Raw genomic sequence first — 13,503 nt, forward strand, 5'->3', positions numbered from 1 at the left:
TTGCGTGTGTGCGGGGTAAAAAACGCCGGGCTGAACGTATTGTGCAGGCCTGATAAGCGCAGCGCATCACGCACATCGCAGCACCATCGGGTGCAAAGCAATATCCTGAGCCTCCATAACACAAGCCATTCTGCGGTATATGCGGTAAACTAGGCGCGATTTTGCATCAGGAAAGCGTCTATGAATCACTCCCTTAAAGCCTGGAACACCTTCGGTATCGATCAGCAAACGAATGAACTTGTCTGCGCCGAAAATGAACAACAATTACTGAATGCCTGGCAATCAGCCAATGCATCGCATCATCCAGTACTGATTCTGGGCGAAGGGAGTAACGTCCTGTTTCTTGATACCTTCCAGGGTACGGTGATCGTCAATCGTATTAAGGGTATTGAGATTACAGAGCAACCTGATGCGTGGCATTTGCACGTAGGCGCGGGTGAAAACTGGCATCAGTTGGTGTGCTATGCGCTGGAGCGCAACATGCCTGGCCTGGAAAATCTGGCACTCATTCCCGGCTGCGTGGGTTCATCGCCAATCCAGAATATTGGTGCCTATGGCGTAGAGCTGCAGCGCGTCTGCGAATACGTAGACTGCGTTGAGCTTTCGACTGGCAAACATCTGCGCGTTAACGCAGCAGAATGCCGTTTTGGTTACCGTGACAGCATCTTCAAGCATGAATACCAGGATCGTTTCGCAATTGTAGCCGTTGGTCTGCGCTTACCTAAACAGTGGCAGCCCGTTTTGACTTACGGTGACTTGACGCGTCTGGATCCTACAACAGTTACACCTCAGCAGGTTTTTGATTCTGTCTGCCATATGCGCACGACAAAACTACCCGATCCGAAAGTAAACGGTAATGCGGGTAGCTTCTTTAAAAACCCTGTTGTCACTGGGAATATTGCGCAGGAGCTCCTGGCTAAATTCCCAACAGCACCTCATTACCCGCAGGCTGATGGTTCTGTGAAACTGGCAGCAGGCTGGCTTATCGATCAGTGCCAGCTAAAAGGTATGCGCATTGGTGGCGCGGCGGTACATCAGCAGCAGGCACTGGTGCTGATCAATGCAGATAATGCGACGAGTCAGGATGTAGTGCAACTTGCACACCATGTGCGCCAAAAAGTCGGTGAGAAATTTAATGTCTGGCTCGAACCAGAGGTCCGGTTTATTGGTCCGCAGGGTGAAATGAATGCTGTGGAGATCATTGCATGAAGGATAATACCGTCCCTCTGACGCTTATTTCATTATTGGCCGATGGAGAATTTCATTCCGGTGAGCAGCTCGGTGAAACGTTGGGAATGAGCCGTGCCGCAATCAATAAGCATGTCCAGACGTTGCGCGACTGGGGGGTTGATGTCTTTACTGTTCCAGGTAAAGGATACAGCTTACCGGAGCCTATCCAACTATTAGATGCCTCACTTATTCATTCTCAACTGGATGGTGGAAATATCACTGTACTGCCGGTTATCGACTCAACCAATCAGTACCTGATGGACCGAATAGGTCAGCTGGAGTCAGGGGATGCCTGCGTCGCTGAATATCAACAGGCCGGGCGCGGGCGCCGTGGTCGGAAATGGTTTTCACCGTTTGGTGCCAACCTTTACCTCTCAATGTTCTGGCGGCTGGAACAAGGACCGGCAGCTGCGATTGGCCTGAGTCTGGTTATTGGTATCGTCATGGCTGAGGTTTTGCGTGATCTGGGTGCGGATAAAGTCCGTGTAAAATGGCCCAACGACCTCTATTTACTCGACCGTAAACTGGCAGGGATCCTGGTTGAACTGACAGGTAAGACAGGTGATGCCGCGCAAATTGTTATCGGCGCGGGTATTAATATGTCCATGCGCCGGGTTGAAGAAAATGTGGTTAATCAAGGCTGGATTAACCTGCAGGAAGCGGGCATTAACATTGACCGCAATACCCTTGCTGCCCGACTGATACGTGAGTTGCGCGCTGCGTTGGTGCTCTTTGAGCACGAAGGTTTAGCACCGTATCTGCCTCGCTGGAAGAAACTGGATAACTTTATCGACCGCCCGGTAAAACTTATTATTGGTGATAAAGAAATATTTGGTATCTCTCGTGGAATAGACGCGCAAGGTGCATTATTGCTTGAACAAAATGGCGAGATCAAACCCTGGATGGGTGGAGAAATATCGCTGAGAAGTGCTGAATAATAAAAAGGGGAGCTCAGGCTCCCCTTTTTATTTATTTACGTAGCCTGACTTGCTCAACGGCATGATTGGCGCTTTTAGTCATAATCAAGCTGGCTCTTTCACGTGTTGGTAAAATGTTTTGCTTTAAATTCAGCCAGTTAATTTCTTTCCATAGCGATGTGGCAGTATTGATAGCCTCATCTTCTGATAATTTTGCATAGTTATGGAAATAAGAGTCCGGGTTGGTAAACGCCCCTTCACGGAATTTCAGAAAGCGGTTGATATACCACGTCTGGAGTAATTCTTCTGGCGCATCAACATAAATAGAAAAGTCGACAAAGTCAGAAACAAATACATGATGTGGATCGTGAGGATAGTCCATCCCGCTTTGTAATACATTTAACCCTTCGAGTATTAATATGTCGGGCTGGGCAACGGTTTTGTCGCCATCAGGGATCACATCATAGATGAGATGGGAATAGACCGGCGCCGTGACGTTAGGTACGCCTGATTTCAGATCGGAAACGAATTTAACCAAGCGATGCATATCATAGGACTGGGGGAAGCCTTTCTTCTTCATTAGTCCACGATCTTTCAATACCTGGTTAGGGTGGAGAAAGCCATCGGTAGTAATCAATTCAACCTTACGATGCTCTGGCCAGCGACTGAGTAAGGCCTGCAAAACACGCGCTGTCGTACTTTTACCGACGGCAACGCTGCCAGCAATACTAATAATATAAGGAATACGCTCGCCATTCGTGCCTAAAAATTGCTCCAGCACTGCCTGACGTCGCAGGTTTGAACTGATGTAAAAGTTTAGCAAACGCGAGAGAGGCAAATAAATCTCGGCAACTTCTTCCAGCGATAAGTCTTCGTTAATGCCTTTAAGACGAGCAATCTCTTCCTCGGTCAGGGTCATCGGCACGGAATCACGAAGCGCAGCCCACTGGTTGCGATCAAACTGTAGGTAAGGCGACGTTAACGCTTGCTCTTTTATACTCATACGCATGGTCTGGCTGTCATTGCTATATCAGGTCTGCGGTAAAAAACGAAATCATCCCCGGTACGCAATGGCACGCACATTTCAGTTAATTTGGACAATGGGCAGGAGGGTAACACCAGATGGAGGGGAATAATAAGAAAAAATCATCCTCTGAAATGCAATGTGACGGGTATTCCAGATGTATAAAGATGTGCTTTCTCTCTATCGACGCGTGCATGCTGGGGCAAAATTCCTCCCTGAGGTGGCACCTGGCGTTGGAAATTTGTCCAATCCAAAGAAGAAATAGATTATTTATCGGTCGCATAGTGCAAAATGTGAGCGATAGAACATTTTATGCAATTTTTTAGTTGCATGAGTGCGCATGTCTCCATAAAATGCGCGCTACTTGATGCCGACTTAGCTCAGTAGGTAGAGCAACTGACTTGTAATCAGTAGGTCACCAGTTCGATTCCGGTAGTCGGCACCATCAAGTCCGGTGGGGTTCCCGAGCGGCCAAAGGGAGCAGACTGTAAATCTGCCGTCACAGACTTCGAAGGTTCGAATCCTTCCCCCACCACCACTTTCTGGCAGCGTTATCGCCGCCTGAGTTGATTAAAAAATTAATCAGCTCGAACAGAAAAGAGAGAAATCTCTTTTTTGTTACAGAAAGAACTGGGTAGCCGAGTTTCAGGATGCGGGCATCGTATAATGGCTATTACCTCAGCCTTCCAAGCTGATGATGCGGGTTCGATTCCCGCTGCCCGCTCCAGACGTGCTGATATGGCTCAGTTGGTAGAGCGCACCCTTGGTAAGGGTGAGGTCCCCAGTTCGACTCTGGGTATCAGCACCACTTCACTTCTCCTTCCCGTTTCTCTCTGTTTACTTTTAAAAGCATTCAACAGCTCAGGTATATTGCCTGGTTGATGTGGTGATATCACCGATTTATCCGTGTCTTAGAGGGACAATCGATGTCTAAAGAAAAATTTGAACGTACTAAACCGCACGTTAACGTCGGTACTATCGGCCACGTTGACCATGGTAAAACAACGCTGACCGCTGCAATCACTACCGTTCTGGCTAAAACCTACGGCGGTGCTGCTCGCGCATTCGATCAGATCGATAACGCGCCGGAAGAAAAAGCACGTGGTATCACCATCAACACTTCTCACGTTGAATATGACACCCCGACTCGCCACTACGCACACGTAGACTGCCCGGGCCACGCCGACTATGTTAAAAACATGATCACCGGTGCTGCGCAGATGGACGGCGCGATCCTGGTTGTTGCTGCGACTGACGGCCCGATGCCGCAGACTCGTGAGCACATCCTGCTGGGTCGTCAGGTAGGCGTTCCGTACATCATCGTGTTCCTGAACAAATGCGACATGGTTGATGACGAAGAGCTGCTGGAACTGGTAGAAATGGAAGTTCGTGAACTTCTGTCTCAGTACGATTTCCCGGGCGACGACACTCCGATCGTTCGTGGTTCTGCTCTGAAAGCGCTGGAAGGCGAAGCAGAGTGGGAAGCGAAAATCATCGAACTGGCTGGCTTCCTGGATTCTTACATCCCAGAACCAGAGCGTGCGATTGACAAGCCGTTCCTGCTGCCTATCGAAGACGTATTCTCCATCTCCGGTCGTGGTACCGTTGTTACCGGTCGTGTAGAGCGCGGTATCATCAAAGTTGGTGAAGAAGTTGAAATCGTTGGTATCAAAGAGACTGCTAAGTCTACCTGTACTGGCGTTGAAATGTTCCGCAAACTGCTGGACGAAGGCCGTGCTGGTGAGAACGTTGGTGTTCTGCTGCGTGGTATCAAACGTGAAGAAATCGAACGTGGTCAGGTACTGGCTAAGCCGGGCTCTATCAAGCCGCACACCAAGTTCGAATCTGAAGTGTACATTCTGTCCAAAGACGAAGGCGGCCGTCATACTCCGTTCTTCAAAGGCTACCGTCCGCAGTTCTACTTCCGTACTACTGACGTGACTGGTACCATCGAACTGCCGGAAGGCGTAGAGATGGTAATGCCGGGCGACAACATCAAAATGGTTGTTACCCTGATCCACCCGATCGCGATGGACGACGGTCTGCGTTTCGCAATCCGTGAAGGCGGCCGTACTGTTGGTGCGGGCGTTGTTGCCAAAGTAATGAGCTAATTGCCGAATAACATTTGACGCAATGCGCAATAAAAGGGCATCATTTGATGCCCTTTTTGCACGCTTTCACACCAGAACCTGGCTCATCAGTGATTTTTTTTGTCATAATCATTGCTGAGACAGGCTCTGAAGAGGGCGTTTAGTCCGAAACGCACCAGAGCATTTCGGTTTGGATCGCCTCGCTTACGCGGGGTGAAAATGTTTGTAGAATACTTCTGACAGGTTGGTTTATGAGTGCGAATACCGAAGCTCAAGGAAGCGGGCGCGGCCTGGAAGCGATGAAGTGGGTTGTTGTCGCTGTATTGCTGCTTGTAGCTATCGTTGGCAACTACCTCTATCGTGACATGATGCTGCCGCTGCGTGCGCTGGCCGTAGTGATTCTGATTGCCGCAGCGGGTGGTGTCGCGCTGTTGACAACAAAAGGTAAAGCGACCGTTGCTTTTGCCCGTGAAGCGAGAACCGAAGTCCGTAAGGTCATTTGGCCAACTCGCCAGGAAACATTGCACACCACATTAATTGTGGCTGCGGTTACCGCAGTAATGTCACTGATCCTGTGGGGACTGGATGGTATTCTGGTTCGCCTGGTATCCTTTATCACTGGCCTGAGGTTCTAAGATGTCTGAAGCCCCTAAAAAGCGCTGGTACGTCGTTCAGGCGTTTTCCGGTTTTGAAGGCCGCGTAGCCACGTCGCTGCGCGAATATATCAAGTTACAAAATATGGAAGAGCTGTTTGGCGAAGTCATGGTGCCGACCGAAGAAGTGGTCGAAATCCGTGGTGGCCAGCGTCGCAAGAGCGAACGTAAATTCTTCCCGGGCTATGTACTGGTCCAGATGGTGATGAATGACGCAAGCTGGCACCTGGTGCGTAGCGTGCCGCGTGTGATGGGCTTTATCGGCGGTACATCTGACCGTCCGGCGCCGATCAGCGACAAAGAAGTTGATGCGATCATGAACCGTCTGCAGCAGGTTGGTGATAAACCGCGTCCGAAAACGATGTTTGAGCCAGGTGAAATGGTTCGCGTTAGTGACGGTCCGTTTGCTGACTTTAACGGCGTGGTCGAAGAAGTGGACTACGAGAAGTCCCGCCTGAAAGTCTCTGTTTCTATCTTTGGTCGTGCGACCCCGGTAGAACTGGACTTTGCCCAGGTAGAAAAAGCCTAAACAGCGATCAAAAAAGCGGCGATTTAATCGTTGCACAAGGCGCGAGATTGGAATACAATTTCGCGCCTTTTGTTTTTATGGACCCTGTCCGTAAAACGAATTTAATCACGGGGAGCCTCCTTGAGGCGCTATAACCCAACTAGAGGAATTTAGAATGGCTAAGAAAGTCCAGGCCTATGTCAAGCTGCAAGTTGCAGCTGGTATGGCTAACCCGAGTCCGCCGGTAGGTCCAGCACTGGGTCAACAAGGCGTGAACATCATGGAATTCTGCAAAGCGTTCAACGCAAAAACTGATTCCATGGAAAAAGGTCTGCCGATCCCGGTTGTTATCACCGTTTACGCTGACCGTTCTTTCACTTTCGTTACCAAAACGCCTCCGGCAGCAGTTCTGCTGAAGAAAGCGGCTGGTATCAAGTCTGGTTCAGGTAAGCCGAACAAAGACAAAGTGGGTAAAATTTCCCGCGCTCAGCTGCAGGAAATCGCGCAGACCAAAGCTGCCGACATGACTGGTTCCGACATTGAAGCGATGACTCGCTCCATTGAAGGTACTGCACGTTCCATGGGCCTGGTAGTGGAGGACTAAGAAATGGCTAAACTGACCAAGCGTATGCGCGTGATCCGTGACAAAGTTGATGCAACTAAACAGTACGACATCAACGAAGCTATTGCTCTGCTGAAAGAGCTGGCCACTGCTAAATTCGTAGAAAGCGTAGACGTTGCCGTTAACCTCGGCATCGATGCTCGTAAATCTGACCAGAACGTACGTGGTGCAACTGTACTGCCGCACGGTACTGGCCGTTCCGTTCGCGTAGCCGTATTTGCCCAGGGCGCAAACGCTGAAGCTGCTAAAGCTGCAGGCGCTGAGCTGGTAGGTATGGAAGATCTGGCTGACCAGATCAAGAAAGGCGAAATGAACTTTGACGTTGTTATTGCTTCCCCGGATGCAATGCGCGTTGTTGGCCAGCTGGGTCAGGTTCTGGGTCCGCGCGGCCTGATGCCAAACCCGAAAGTTGGTACTGTAACCCCTAACGTTGCTGAAGCGGTTAAGAACGCTAAAGCAGGTCAGGTTCGTTACCGTAACGACAAAAACGGCATCATTCACACTACCATCGGTAAAGTGGATTTTGACGCTGAAAAACTGAAAGAAAACCTGGAATCTCTGCTGGTTGCGCTGAAAAAAGCGAAACCGACTCAGGCTAAAGGCGTGTACATCAAGAAAGTTAGCATCTCCACCACCATGGGTGCTGGTGTTGCCGTTGATCAGTCCGGTCTGACTGCGACTGTGGCGAACTAATATTCGCCTTTACGTGGGCGGTGATTTTGTCTACAATCTTACCCCCACGTTTCTGCTAATTGCAGACGTATATCCGAGATATTCAGGCTGTGGCAAGGCGACAACTGAGTGAATCGCCAGGAGCATAGTTAACTATGTGACTGGTGTGAACGAAGGCAGTCAACGCCGGCACAGATTGAATAGCGACAGATAGACAAGATTTGTTCGTTGGAGCCTGGCCTATCCAGGCCTCCGTCGAAGACCGCAGGTGTTTCGTAAGAAACTTAATGCCCTGCGTAGACGGTGACAGAACGCTAAGATTATTTCTGATACTCTGGCTTGTTTCTGCTCACCGTATTTAGACGCTCTCTCCGTTGGGGAGAGTGAAGTGAGTTCCGGAACATGAGTTCCGGCAAACATCCAGGAGCAAAGCTAATGGCTTTAAATCTTCAAGACAAACAAGCGATTGTTGCTGAAGTCAGCGAAGTAGCCAAAGGCGCGCTGTCTGCAGTAGTTGCGGATTCCCGTGGCGTAACTGTAGATAAAATGACTGAACTGCGTAAAGCAGGTCGTGAAGCTGGCGTATACATGCGTGTTGTTCGTAACACCCTGCTGCGCCGCGTCGTTGAAGGTACTCAGTTCGAGTGCCTGAAAGACACGTTTGTTGGTCCGACCCTGATTGCATACTCTATGGAACACCCGGGCGCTGCTGCTCGTCTGTTCAAAGAGTTCGCGAAAGCGAATGCAAAATTTGAGGTCAAAGCCGCAGCCTTTGAAGGTGAATTGATCCCGGCATCGCAAATCGATCGCCTGGCAACTCTGCCGACCTACGAAGAAGCAATTGCACGCCTGATGGCAACCATGAAAGAAGCTTCGGCTGGCAAACTGGTTCGTACTCTGGCTGCTGTACGCGATGCGAAAGAAGCTGCTTAATCGCAGTTATTTTTCTCAAGCATCTGCTTACGTATAAACTTATTCTGATTTTCAGGAACAATTTAAATGTCTATCACTAAAGATCAAATCATTGAAGCAGTATCCGCTATGTCCGTAATGGACGTTGTAGAACTGATCTCTGCAATGGAAGAAAAATTCGGTGTTTCCGCTGCTGCTGCTGTAGCTGTAGCTGCTGGCCCGGCTGAAGCTGCTGAAGAAAAAACTGAATTCGACGTAATTCTGAAAGCTGCTGGCGCTAACAAAGTTGCTGTTATCAAAGCAGTACGTGGCGCAACTGGCCTGGGTCTGAAAGAAGCTAAAGACCTGGTAGAATCTGCTCCGGCTGCCCTGAAAGAAGGCATCAGCAAAGACGACGCAGAAGCACTGAAAAAATCTCTGGAAGAAGCTGGCGCTGAAGTTGAAGTTAAATAAGCCAACTTTTCTGGTTGCAGCCTAAGAAATTAGGCTGATGGCTGGTGACTTTTTAGTCACCAGCCTTTTTGCGCTGTAAGGCGCCAGTAGCATTTCACACTGTTTGACTACTGCTGTGCCTTTCAATGCTTGTTTCTATCGACGTCTTAATATACTGCGACAGAGCATCAGTTCTGTGTAAATCGCAATGAAATGGTTTAAGCGTGATAGCAACAGGCATTGCGGAAAGTATTCGATTTTCCGGTCAACAAAATAGTGTTGCACAAACTGTCCCTTCGTCGGACAGATGGGTCGACTTGTCAGCGAGCTGAGGAACCCTAATGGTTTACTCCTATACCGAGAAAAAACGTATTCGTAAGGATTTTGGTAAACGTCCACAAGTGTTGGACATACCTTATCTCCTTTCTATCCAGCTTGACTCGTTTCAGAAGTTCATCGAGCAAGATCCTGAAGGGCAGTATGGTCTGGAAGCAGCTTTCCGTTCCGTTTTCCCGATTCAGAGCTACAGCGGTAATTCCGAGCTGCAATACGTCAGCTACCGCCTTGGCGAACCGGTGTTTGACGTTCAGGAATGTCAGATCCGTGGCGTGACCTATTCCGCACCGCTGCGCGTAAAACTGCGTCTGGTGATCTACGAGCGCGAAGCGCCGGAAGGCACCGTAAAAGACATTAAAGAACAAGAAGTCTACATGGGCGAAATTCCGCTCATGACTGACAACGGTACCTTTGTAATCAATGGTACTGAGCGTGTTATCGTTTCTCAGCTGCACCGTAGTCCTGGCGTCTTCTTTGACTCCGACAAAGGTAAAACCCACTCTTCGGGTAAAGTGCTGTATAACGCGCGCATCATCCCTTACCGTGGTTCCTGGCTGGACTTCGAATTCGATCCGAAGGACAACCTGTTCGTACGTATTGACCGTCGCCGTAAACTGCCTGCGACCATTATTCTGCGTGCACTGAACTACACCACTGAGCAGATCCTTGACCTGTTCTTTGAAAAAGTTGTTTTCGAAATTCGTGACAACAAGCTGCAGATGGAACTGGTGCCGGAACGCCTGCGTGGTGAAACCGCCTCCTTTGACATTGAAGCTAACGGTAAAGTCTACGTCGAAAAAGGCCGTCGCATCACTGCGCGCCACATTCGCCAACTGGAAAAAGACGATATCAAACATATCGAAGTTCCGGTTGAATACATTGCTGGTAAAGTTGCGGCTAAAGACTACGTTGACGAATCTACTGGCGAGCTGATCTGCGCAGCTAACATGGAGCTGAGCCTGGATCTGCTGGCTAAGCTGAGCCAGTCTGGTCACAAGCGTATCGAAACGCTGTTCACTAACGATCTGGACCACGGTCCGTACATTTCTGAAACTGTACGCGTCGACCCAACCAACGATCGTCTGAGCGCACTGGTAGAAATCTACCGCATGATGCGTCCTGGTGAGCCGCCGACTCGTGAAGCTGCTGAAAGCCTGTTCGAGAACCTGTTCTTCTCCGAAGACCGCTATGACCTGTCTGCGGTCGGTCGTATGAAGTTCAACCGTTCTCTGCTGCGCGACGAAATCGAAGGTTCCGGTATCCTGAGCAAAGACGACATCATCGAAGTGATGAAGAAGCTCATCGATATCCGTAACGGTAAAGGCGAAGTCGATGATATCGACCACCTCGGCAACCGTCGTATCCGTTCCGTAGGCGAAATGGCGGAAAACCAGTTCCGCGTTGGCCTGGTACGTGTTGAGCGTGCGGTGAAAGAGCGTCTGTCTCTGGGCGATCTGGATACCCTGATGCCTCAGGATATGATCAACGCCAAGCCGATTTCTGCAGCAGTGAAAGAGTTCTTTGGTTCCAGCCAGCTGTCTCAGTTTATGGACCAGAACAACCCGCTGTCTGAGATTACGCACAAACGTCGTATCTCTGCACTCGGCCCAGGCGGTCTGACCCGTGAACGCGCAGGCTTCGAAGTTCGAGACGTACACCCGACTCACTACGGTCGCGTATGTCCAATCGAAACGCCTGAAGGTCCGAACATCGGTCTGATCAACTCCCTGTCCGTGTATGCACAGACTAACGAATACGGCTTCCTCGAGACTCCGTACCGTAAAGTGACCGACGGTGTTGTAACTGACGAAATTCATTACCTGTCTGCTATCGAAGAAGGCAACTACGTTATCGCTCAGGCGAACTCCAACCTGGATGACGAAGGCCACTTTGTAGAAGATCTGGTTACCTGCCGTAGCAAAGGCGAATCCAGCTTGTTCAGCCGTGATCAGGTTGACTACATGGACGTATCCACCCAGCAGGTGGTATCCGTCGGTGCGTCCCTGATCCCGTTCCTGGAACACGATGACGCCAACCGTGCATTGATGGGTGCGAACATGCAACGTCAGGCGGTTCCGACTCTGCGCGCTGATAAGCCGCTGGTTGGTACCGGTATGGAACGTGCTGTTGCCGTTGACTCCGGTGTTACTGCAGTTGCTAAACGTGGCGGTACTGTTCAGTACGTGGATGCTTCCCGTATCGTTATCAAAGTTAACGAAGACGAGATGTACCCGGGCGAAGCAGGTATCGACATTTATAACCTGACCAAATACACCCGTTCTAACCAGAACACCTGTATCAACCAGATGCCTTGCGTATCTCTGGGCGAGCCGGTTGAACGTGGTGATGTGCTGGCAGACGGTCCGTCCACCGACCTCGGTGAACTGGCGCTGGGCCAGAACATGCGCGTGGCATTCATGCCATGGAATGGTTACAACTTCGAAGACTCCATTCTCGTATCCGAGCGTGTTGTCCAGGAAGACCGTTTCACCACCATCCATATTCAGGAACTGGCATGTGTGTCCCGTGACACCAAGCTGGGGCCAGAAGAGATCACCGCTGACATCCCGAACGTGGGTGAAGCTGCGCTCTCCAAACTGGATGAATCCGGTATCGTTTATATCGGTGCGGAAGTGACCGGTGGCGATATTCTGGTTGGTAAGGTAACGCCGAAAGGTGAAACCCAACTGACGCCAGAAGAGAAGCTGCTGCGTGCGATCTTCGGTGAGAAAGCGTCTGACGTTAAAGACTCTTCTCTGCGCGTGCCAAACGGTGTTTCCGGTACGATTATCGACGTTCAGGTCTTTACTCGCGATGGCGTAGAAAAAGACAAACGTGCGCTGGAAATCGAAGAGATGCAGCTGAAGCAGGCGAAAAAAGACCTGTCTGAAGAACTGCAGATCCTCGAAGCTGGCCTGTTCAGCCGTATCTACGCTGTGCTGGTTTCTGGTGGTGTTGAAGCTGAGAAGCTCGACAAACTGCCGCGTGACCGCTGGTTAGAACTCGGCCTGACCGACGAAGAAAAACAGAATCAGCTGGAACAACTGGCTGAGCAGTACGACGAACTGAAACACGAATTCGAGAAAAAACTCGAAGCGAAGCGCCGTAAAATCACTCAGGGCGATGATCTGGCACCGGGCGTGCTGAAGATTGTTAAGGTTTATCTGGCGGTTAAACGTCGGATCCAGCCTGGTGATAAGATGGCAGGTCGTCACGGTAACAAGGGTGTAATCTCTAAGATCAACCCGATCGAAGATATGCCACACGATGCTAACGGTACGCCGGTAGATATCGTACTGAACCCGCTGGGCGTACCATCGCGTATGAACATCGGTCAGATCCTTGAAACCCACCTGGGTATGGCTGCAAAAGGTATCGGCGATAAGATCAACGCCATGCTGAAACAGCAACAGGAAGTCGCGAAACTGCGCGAATTCATCCAGCGTGCTTACGATCTGGGTTCAGATGTTCGTCAGAAAGTTGACCTGAATACCTTCAGTGATGAAGAAGTTCTGCGTCTGGCTGAAAACCTGAAAAAAGGTATGCCGATCGCAACGCCGGTATTCGACGGTGCGAAAGAGTCTGAAATCAAGGAACTGTTACAGCTGGGTGGCCTGCCGACTTCCGGTCAGATCACACTGTTCGACGGTCGTACCGGTGAGCAGTTCGAGCGCCAGGTTACCGTTGGCTACATGTACATGCTGAAACTGAACCACCTGGTTGATGACAAGATGCATGCGCGTTCTACCGGTTCTTACAGCCTGGTTACTCAGCAGCCGCTGGGTGGTAAGGCGCAGTTCGGTGGTCAGCGCTTCGGGGAGATGGAAGTGTGGGCGCTGGAAGCATATGGCGCAGCATACACCCTGCAGGAAATGCTCACCGTTAAGTCTGATGACGTGAACGGTCGTACTAAGATGTATAAAAACATCGTGGACGGCAACCATCAGATGGAACCAGGCATGCCGGAATCCTTCAACGTACTGTTGAAAGAGATTCGTTCGCTGGGTATCAACATCGAGCTGGAAGACGAGTAACTCTCGATCAAACAGGTCACTGGTGCTGGCGTAACAGCCAGCGCCAGATTGTGCTAACTCCGACGGGAGCAAA

At 50.3% G+C, this 13,503-nt stretch carries 11 protein-coding genes, 4 tRNA genes and 1 pseudogene; 14 read left to right on the top strand and 2 right to left on the bottom strand.

From position 1 onward, the window contains the following. Window positions 1-180 precede the first annotated feature (180 nt). Both murB and birA read left to right on the top strand, forming a co-directional pair. Entirely contained in the window at window positions 181-1,209 is a 1,029-nt protein-coding gene (gene murB / locus WN16_RS04705; RefSeq protein ID WP_044703033.1) for a UDP-N-acetylmuramate dehydrogenase, read from the top strand. Next, entirely contained in the window at window positions 1,206-2,168 is a 963-nt protein-coding gene (gene birA, locus WN16_RS04710; protein WP_044703032.1) for a bifunctional biotin--[acetyl-CoA-carboxylase] ligase/biotin operon repressor BirA, read from the top strand. Before murB ends, birA begins: the two co-directional genes overlap by 4 nt. A 31-nt stretch (window positions 2,169-2,199) precedes the next feature. Here the strand turns inward: birA and coaA are convergent, their stop codons facing one another. Both coaA and WN16_RS24480 read right to left on the bottom strand, forming a co-directional pair. Beyond that, entirely contained in the window at window positions 2,200-3,150 is a 951-nt protein-coding gene (gene coaA, locus WN16_RS04715; protein ID WP_003031107.1) for a type I pantothenate kinase, read from the bottom strand. 302 nt (window positions 3,151-3,452) lie between these two features. Beyond that, window positions 3,453-3,521: pseudogene (locus WN16_RS24480) on the bottom strand (hypothetical protein); the annotation flags it as partial. Between the two features lie 19 nt (window positions 3,522-3,540). On the opposite strand from WN16_RS24480, the gene WN16_RS04725 reads away from it, so the two are divergent. The 12 genes from WN16_RS04725 (at window position 3,541) to rpoB (ending at window position 13,430) form a co-directional block, all read left to right on the top strand. Next, window positions 3,541-3,616, top strand: a tRNA-Thr gene (locus tag WN16_RS04725). A gap of 8 nt (window positions 3,617-3,624) precedes the next feature. Then, a tRNA-Tyr gene (locus WN16_RS04730) sits at window positions 3,625-3,709 on the top strand. 114 nt (window positions 3,710-3,823) lie between these two features. Then, window positions 3,824-3,898 (top strand) — tRNA-Gly (locus tag WN16_RS04735). 5 nt (window positions 3,899-3,903) lie between these two features. Next, a tRNA-Thr gene (locus WN16_RS04740) sits at window positions 3,904-3,979 on the top strand. A gap of 118 nt (window positions 3,980-4,097) precedes the next feature. Beyond that, window positions 4,098-5,282: an elongation factor Tu gene (gene tuf / locus WN16_RS04745; protein ID WP_003031109.1), complete on the top strand. Its 1,185-nt coding sequence runs from the start codon at window positions 4,098-4,100 to the stop codon at window positions 5,280-5,282. 230 nt (window positions 5,283-5,512) lie between these two features. Further along, on the top strand, window positions 5,513-5,896 hold the full coding sequence (gene secE / locus WN16_RS04750; RefSeq protein WP_003033128.1) for a preprotein translocase subunit SecE: 384 nt from the start codon (window positions 5,513-5,515) through the stop codon (window positions 5,894-5,896). A 1-nt stretch (window position 5,897) separates the two neighbouring features. Then, window positions 5,898-6,443 carry a transcription termination/antitermination protein NusG gene (gene nusG, locus WN16_RS04755; protein WP_003033125.1) on the top strand — a complete coding sequence of 182 codons (546 nt, stop codon included), beginning with the start codon at window positions 5,898-5,900 and terminating at the stop codon, window positions 6,441-6,443. Window positions 6,444-6,597: 154 nt separating this feature from the next. Continuing rightward, entirely contained in the window at window positions 6,598-7,026 is a 429-nt protein-coding gene (gene rplK, locus WN16_RS04760) for a 50S ribosomal protein L11 (RefSeq protein WP_003033122.1), read from the top strand. Between the two features lie 3 nt (window positions 7,027-7,029). Further along, window positions 7,030-7,737: a 50S ribosomal protein L1 gene (gene rplA / locus WN16_RS04765; protein ID WP_044702700.1), complete on the top strand. Its 708-nt coding sequence runs from the start codon at window positions 7,030-7,032 to the stop codon at window positions 7,735-7,737. A gap of 414 nt (window positions 7,738-8,151) precedes the next feature. After that, the gene (gene rplJ / locus WN16_RS04770; RefSeq protein ID WP_001207203.1) at window positions 8,152-8,649 is read left to right on the top strand and encodes a 50S ribosomal protein L10; all 498 of its coding nucleotides are present in this window, start codon (window positions 8,152-8,154) and stop codon (window positions 8,647-8,649) included. Between the two features lie 66 nt (window positions 8,650-8,715). Continuing rightward, window positions 8,716-9,081: a 50S ribosomal protein L7/L12 gene (rplL, locus tag WN16_RS04775; protein WP_003033114.1), complete on the top strand. Its 366-nt coding sequence runs from the start codon at window positions 8,716-8,718 to the stop codon at window positions 9,079-9,081. A 320-nt stretch (window positions 9,082-9,401) separates the two neighbouring features. After that, window positions 9,402-13,430, top strand: coding sequence for a DNA-directed RNA polymerase subunit beta (rpoB, locus tag WN16_RS04780; protein ID WP_003033111.1), 4,029 nt, complete (start codon window positions 9,402-9,404; stop codon window positions 13,428-13,430). The last annotated feature ends 73 nt before the right edge of the window (window positions 13,431-13,503 follow it).

Origin of the sequence: Citrobacter sp. ABFQG, assembly GCF_004322975.1 — a bacterium.
GTDB lineage: Bacteria > Pseudomonadota > Gammaproteobacteria > Enterobacterales > Enterobacteriaceae > Citrobacter > Citrobacter freundii.

Excerpts from the sequence above, each read along its gene's own strand:
- murB (WP_044703033.1), top strand. The coding sequence starts at position 181 with ATGAATCACTCCCTTAAAGCCTGGAACACCTTCGGTATCGATCAGCAA.
- birA (WP_044703032.1), top strand. The coding sequence starts at position 1,206 with ATGAAGGATAATACCGTCCCTCTGACGCTTATTTCATTATTGGCCGAT.
- coaA (WP_003031107.1), bottom strand. The coding sequence starts at position 3,150 with ATGAGTATAAAAGAGCAAGCGTTAACGTCGCCTTACCTACAGTTTGAT.
- tuf (WP_003031109.1), top strand. The coding sequence starts at position 4,098 with ATGTCTAAAGAAAAATTTGAACGTACTAAACCGCACGTTAACGTCGGT.
- secE (WP_003033128.1), top strand. The coding sequence starts at position 5,513 with ATGAGTGCGAATACCGAAGCTCAAGGAAGCGGGCGCGGCCTGGAAGCG.
- nusG (WP_003033125.1), top strand. The coding sequence starts at position 5,898 with ATGTCTGAAGCCCCTAAAAAGCGCTGGTACGTCGTTCAGGCGTTTTCC.
- rplK (WP_003033122.1), top strand. The coding sequence starts at position 6,598 with ATGGCTAAGAAAGTCCAGGCCTATGTCAAGCTGCAAGTTGCAGCTGGT.
- rplA (WP_044702700.1), top strand. The coding sequence starts at position 7,030 with ATGGCTAAACTGACCAAGCGTATGCGCGTGATCCGTGACAAAGTTGAT.
- rplJ (WP_001207203.1), top strand. The coding sequence starts at position 8,152 with ATGGCTTTAAATCTTCAAGACAAACAAGCGATTGTTGCTGAAGTCAGC.
- rplL (WP_003033114.1), top strand. The coding sequence starts at position 8,716 with ATGTCTATCACTAAAGATCAAATCATTGAAGCAGTATCCGCTATGTCC.
- rpoB (WP_003033111.1), top strand. The coding sequence starts at position 9,402 with ATGGTTTACTCCTATACCGAGAAAAAACGTATTCGTAAGGATTTTGGT.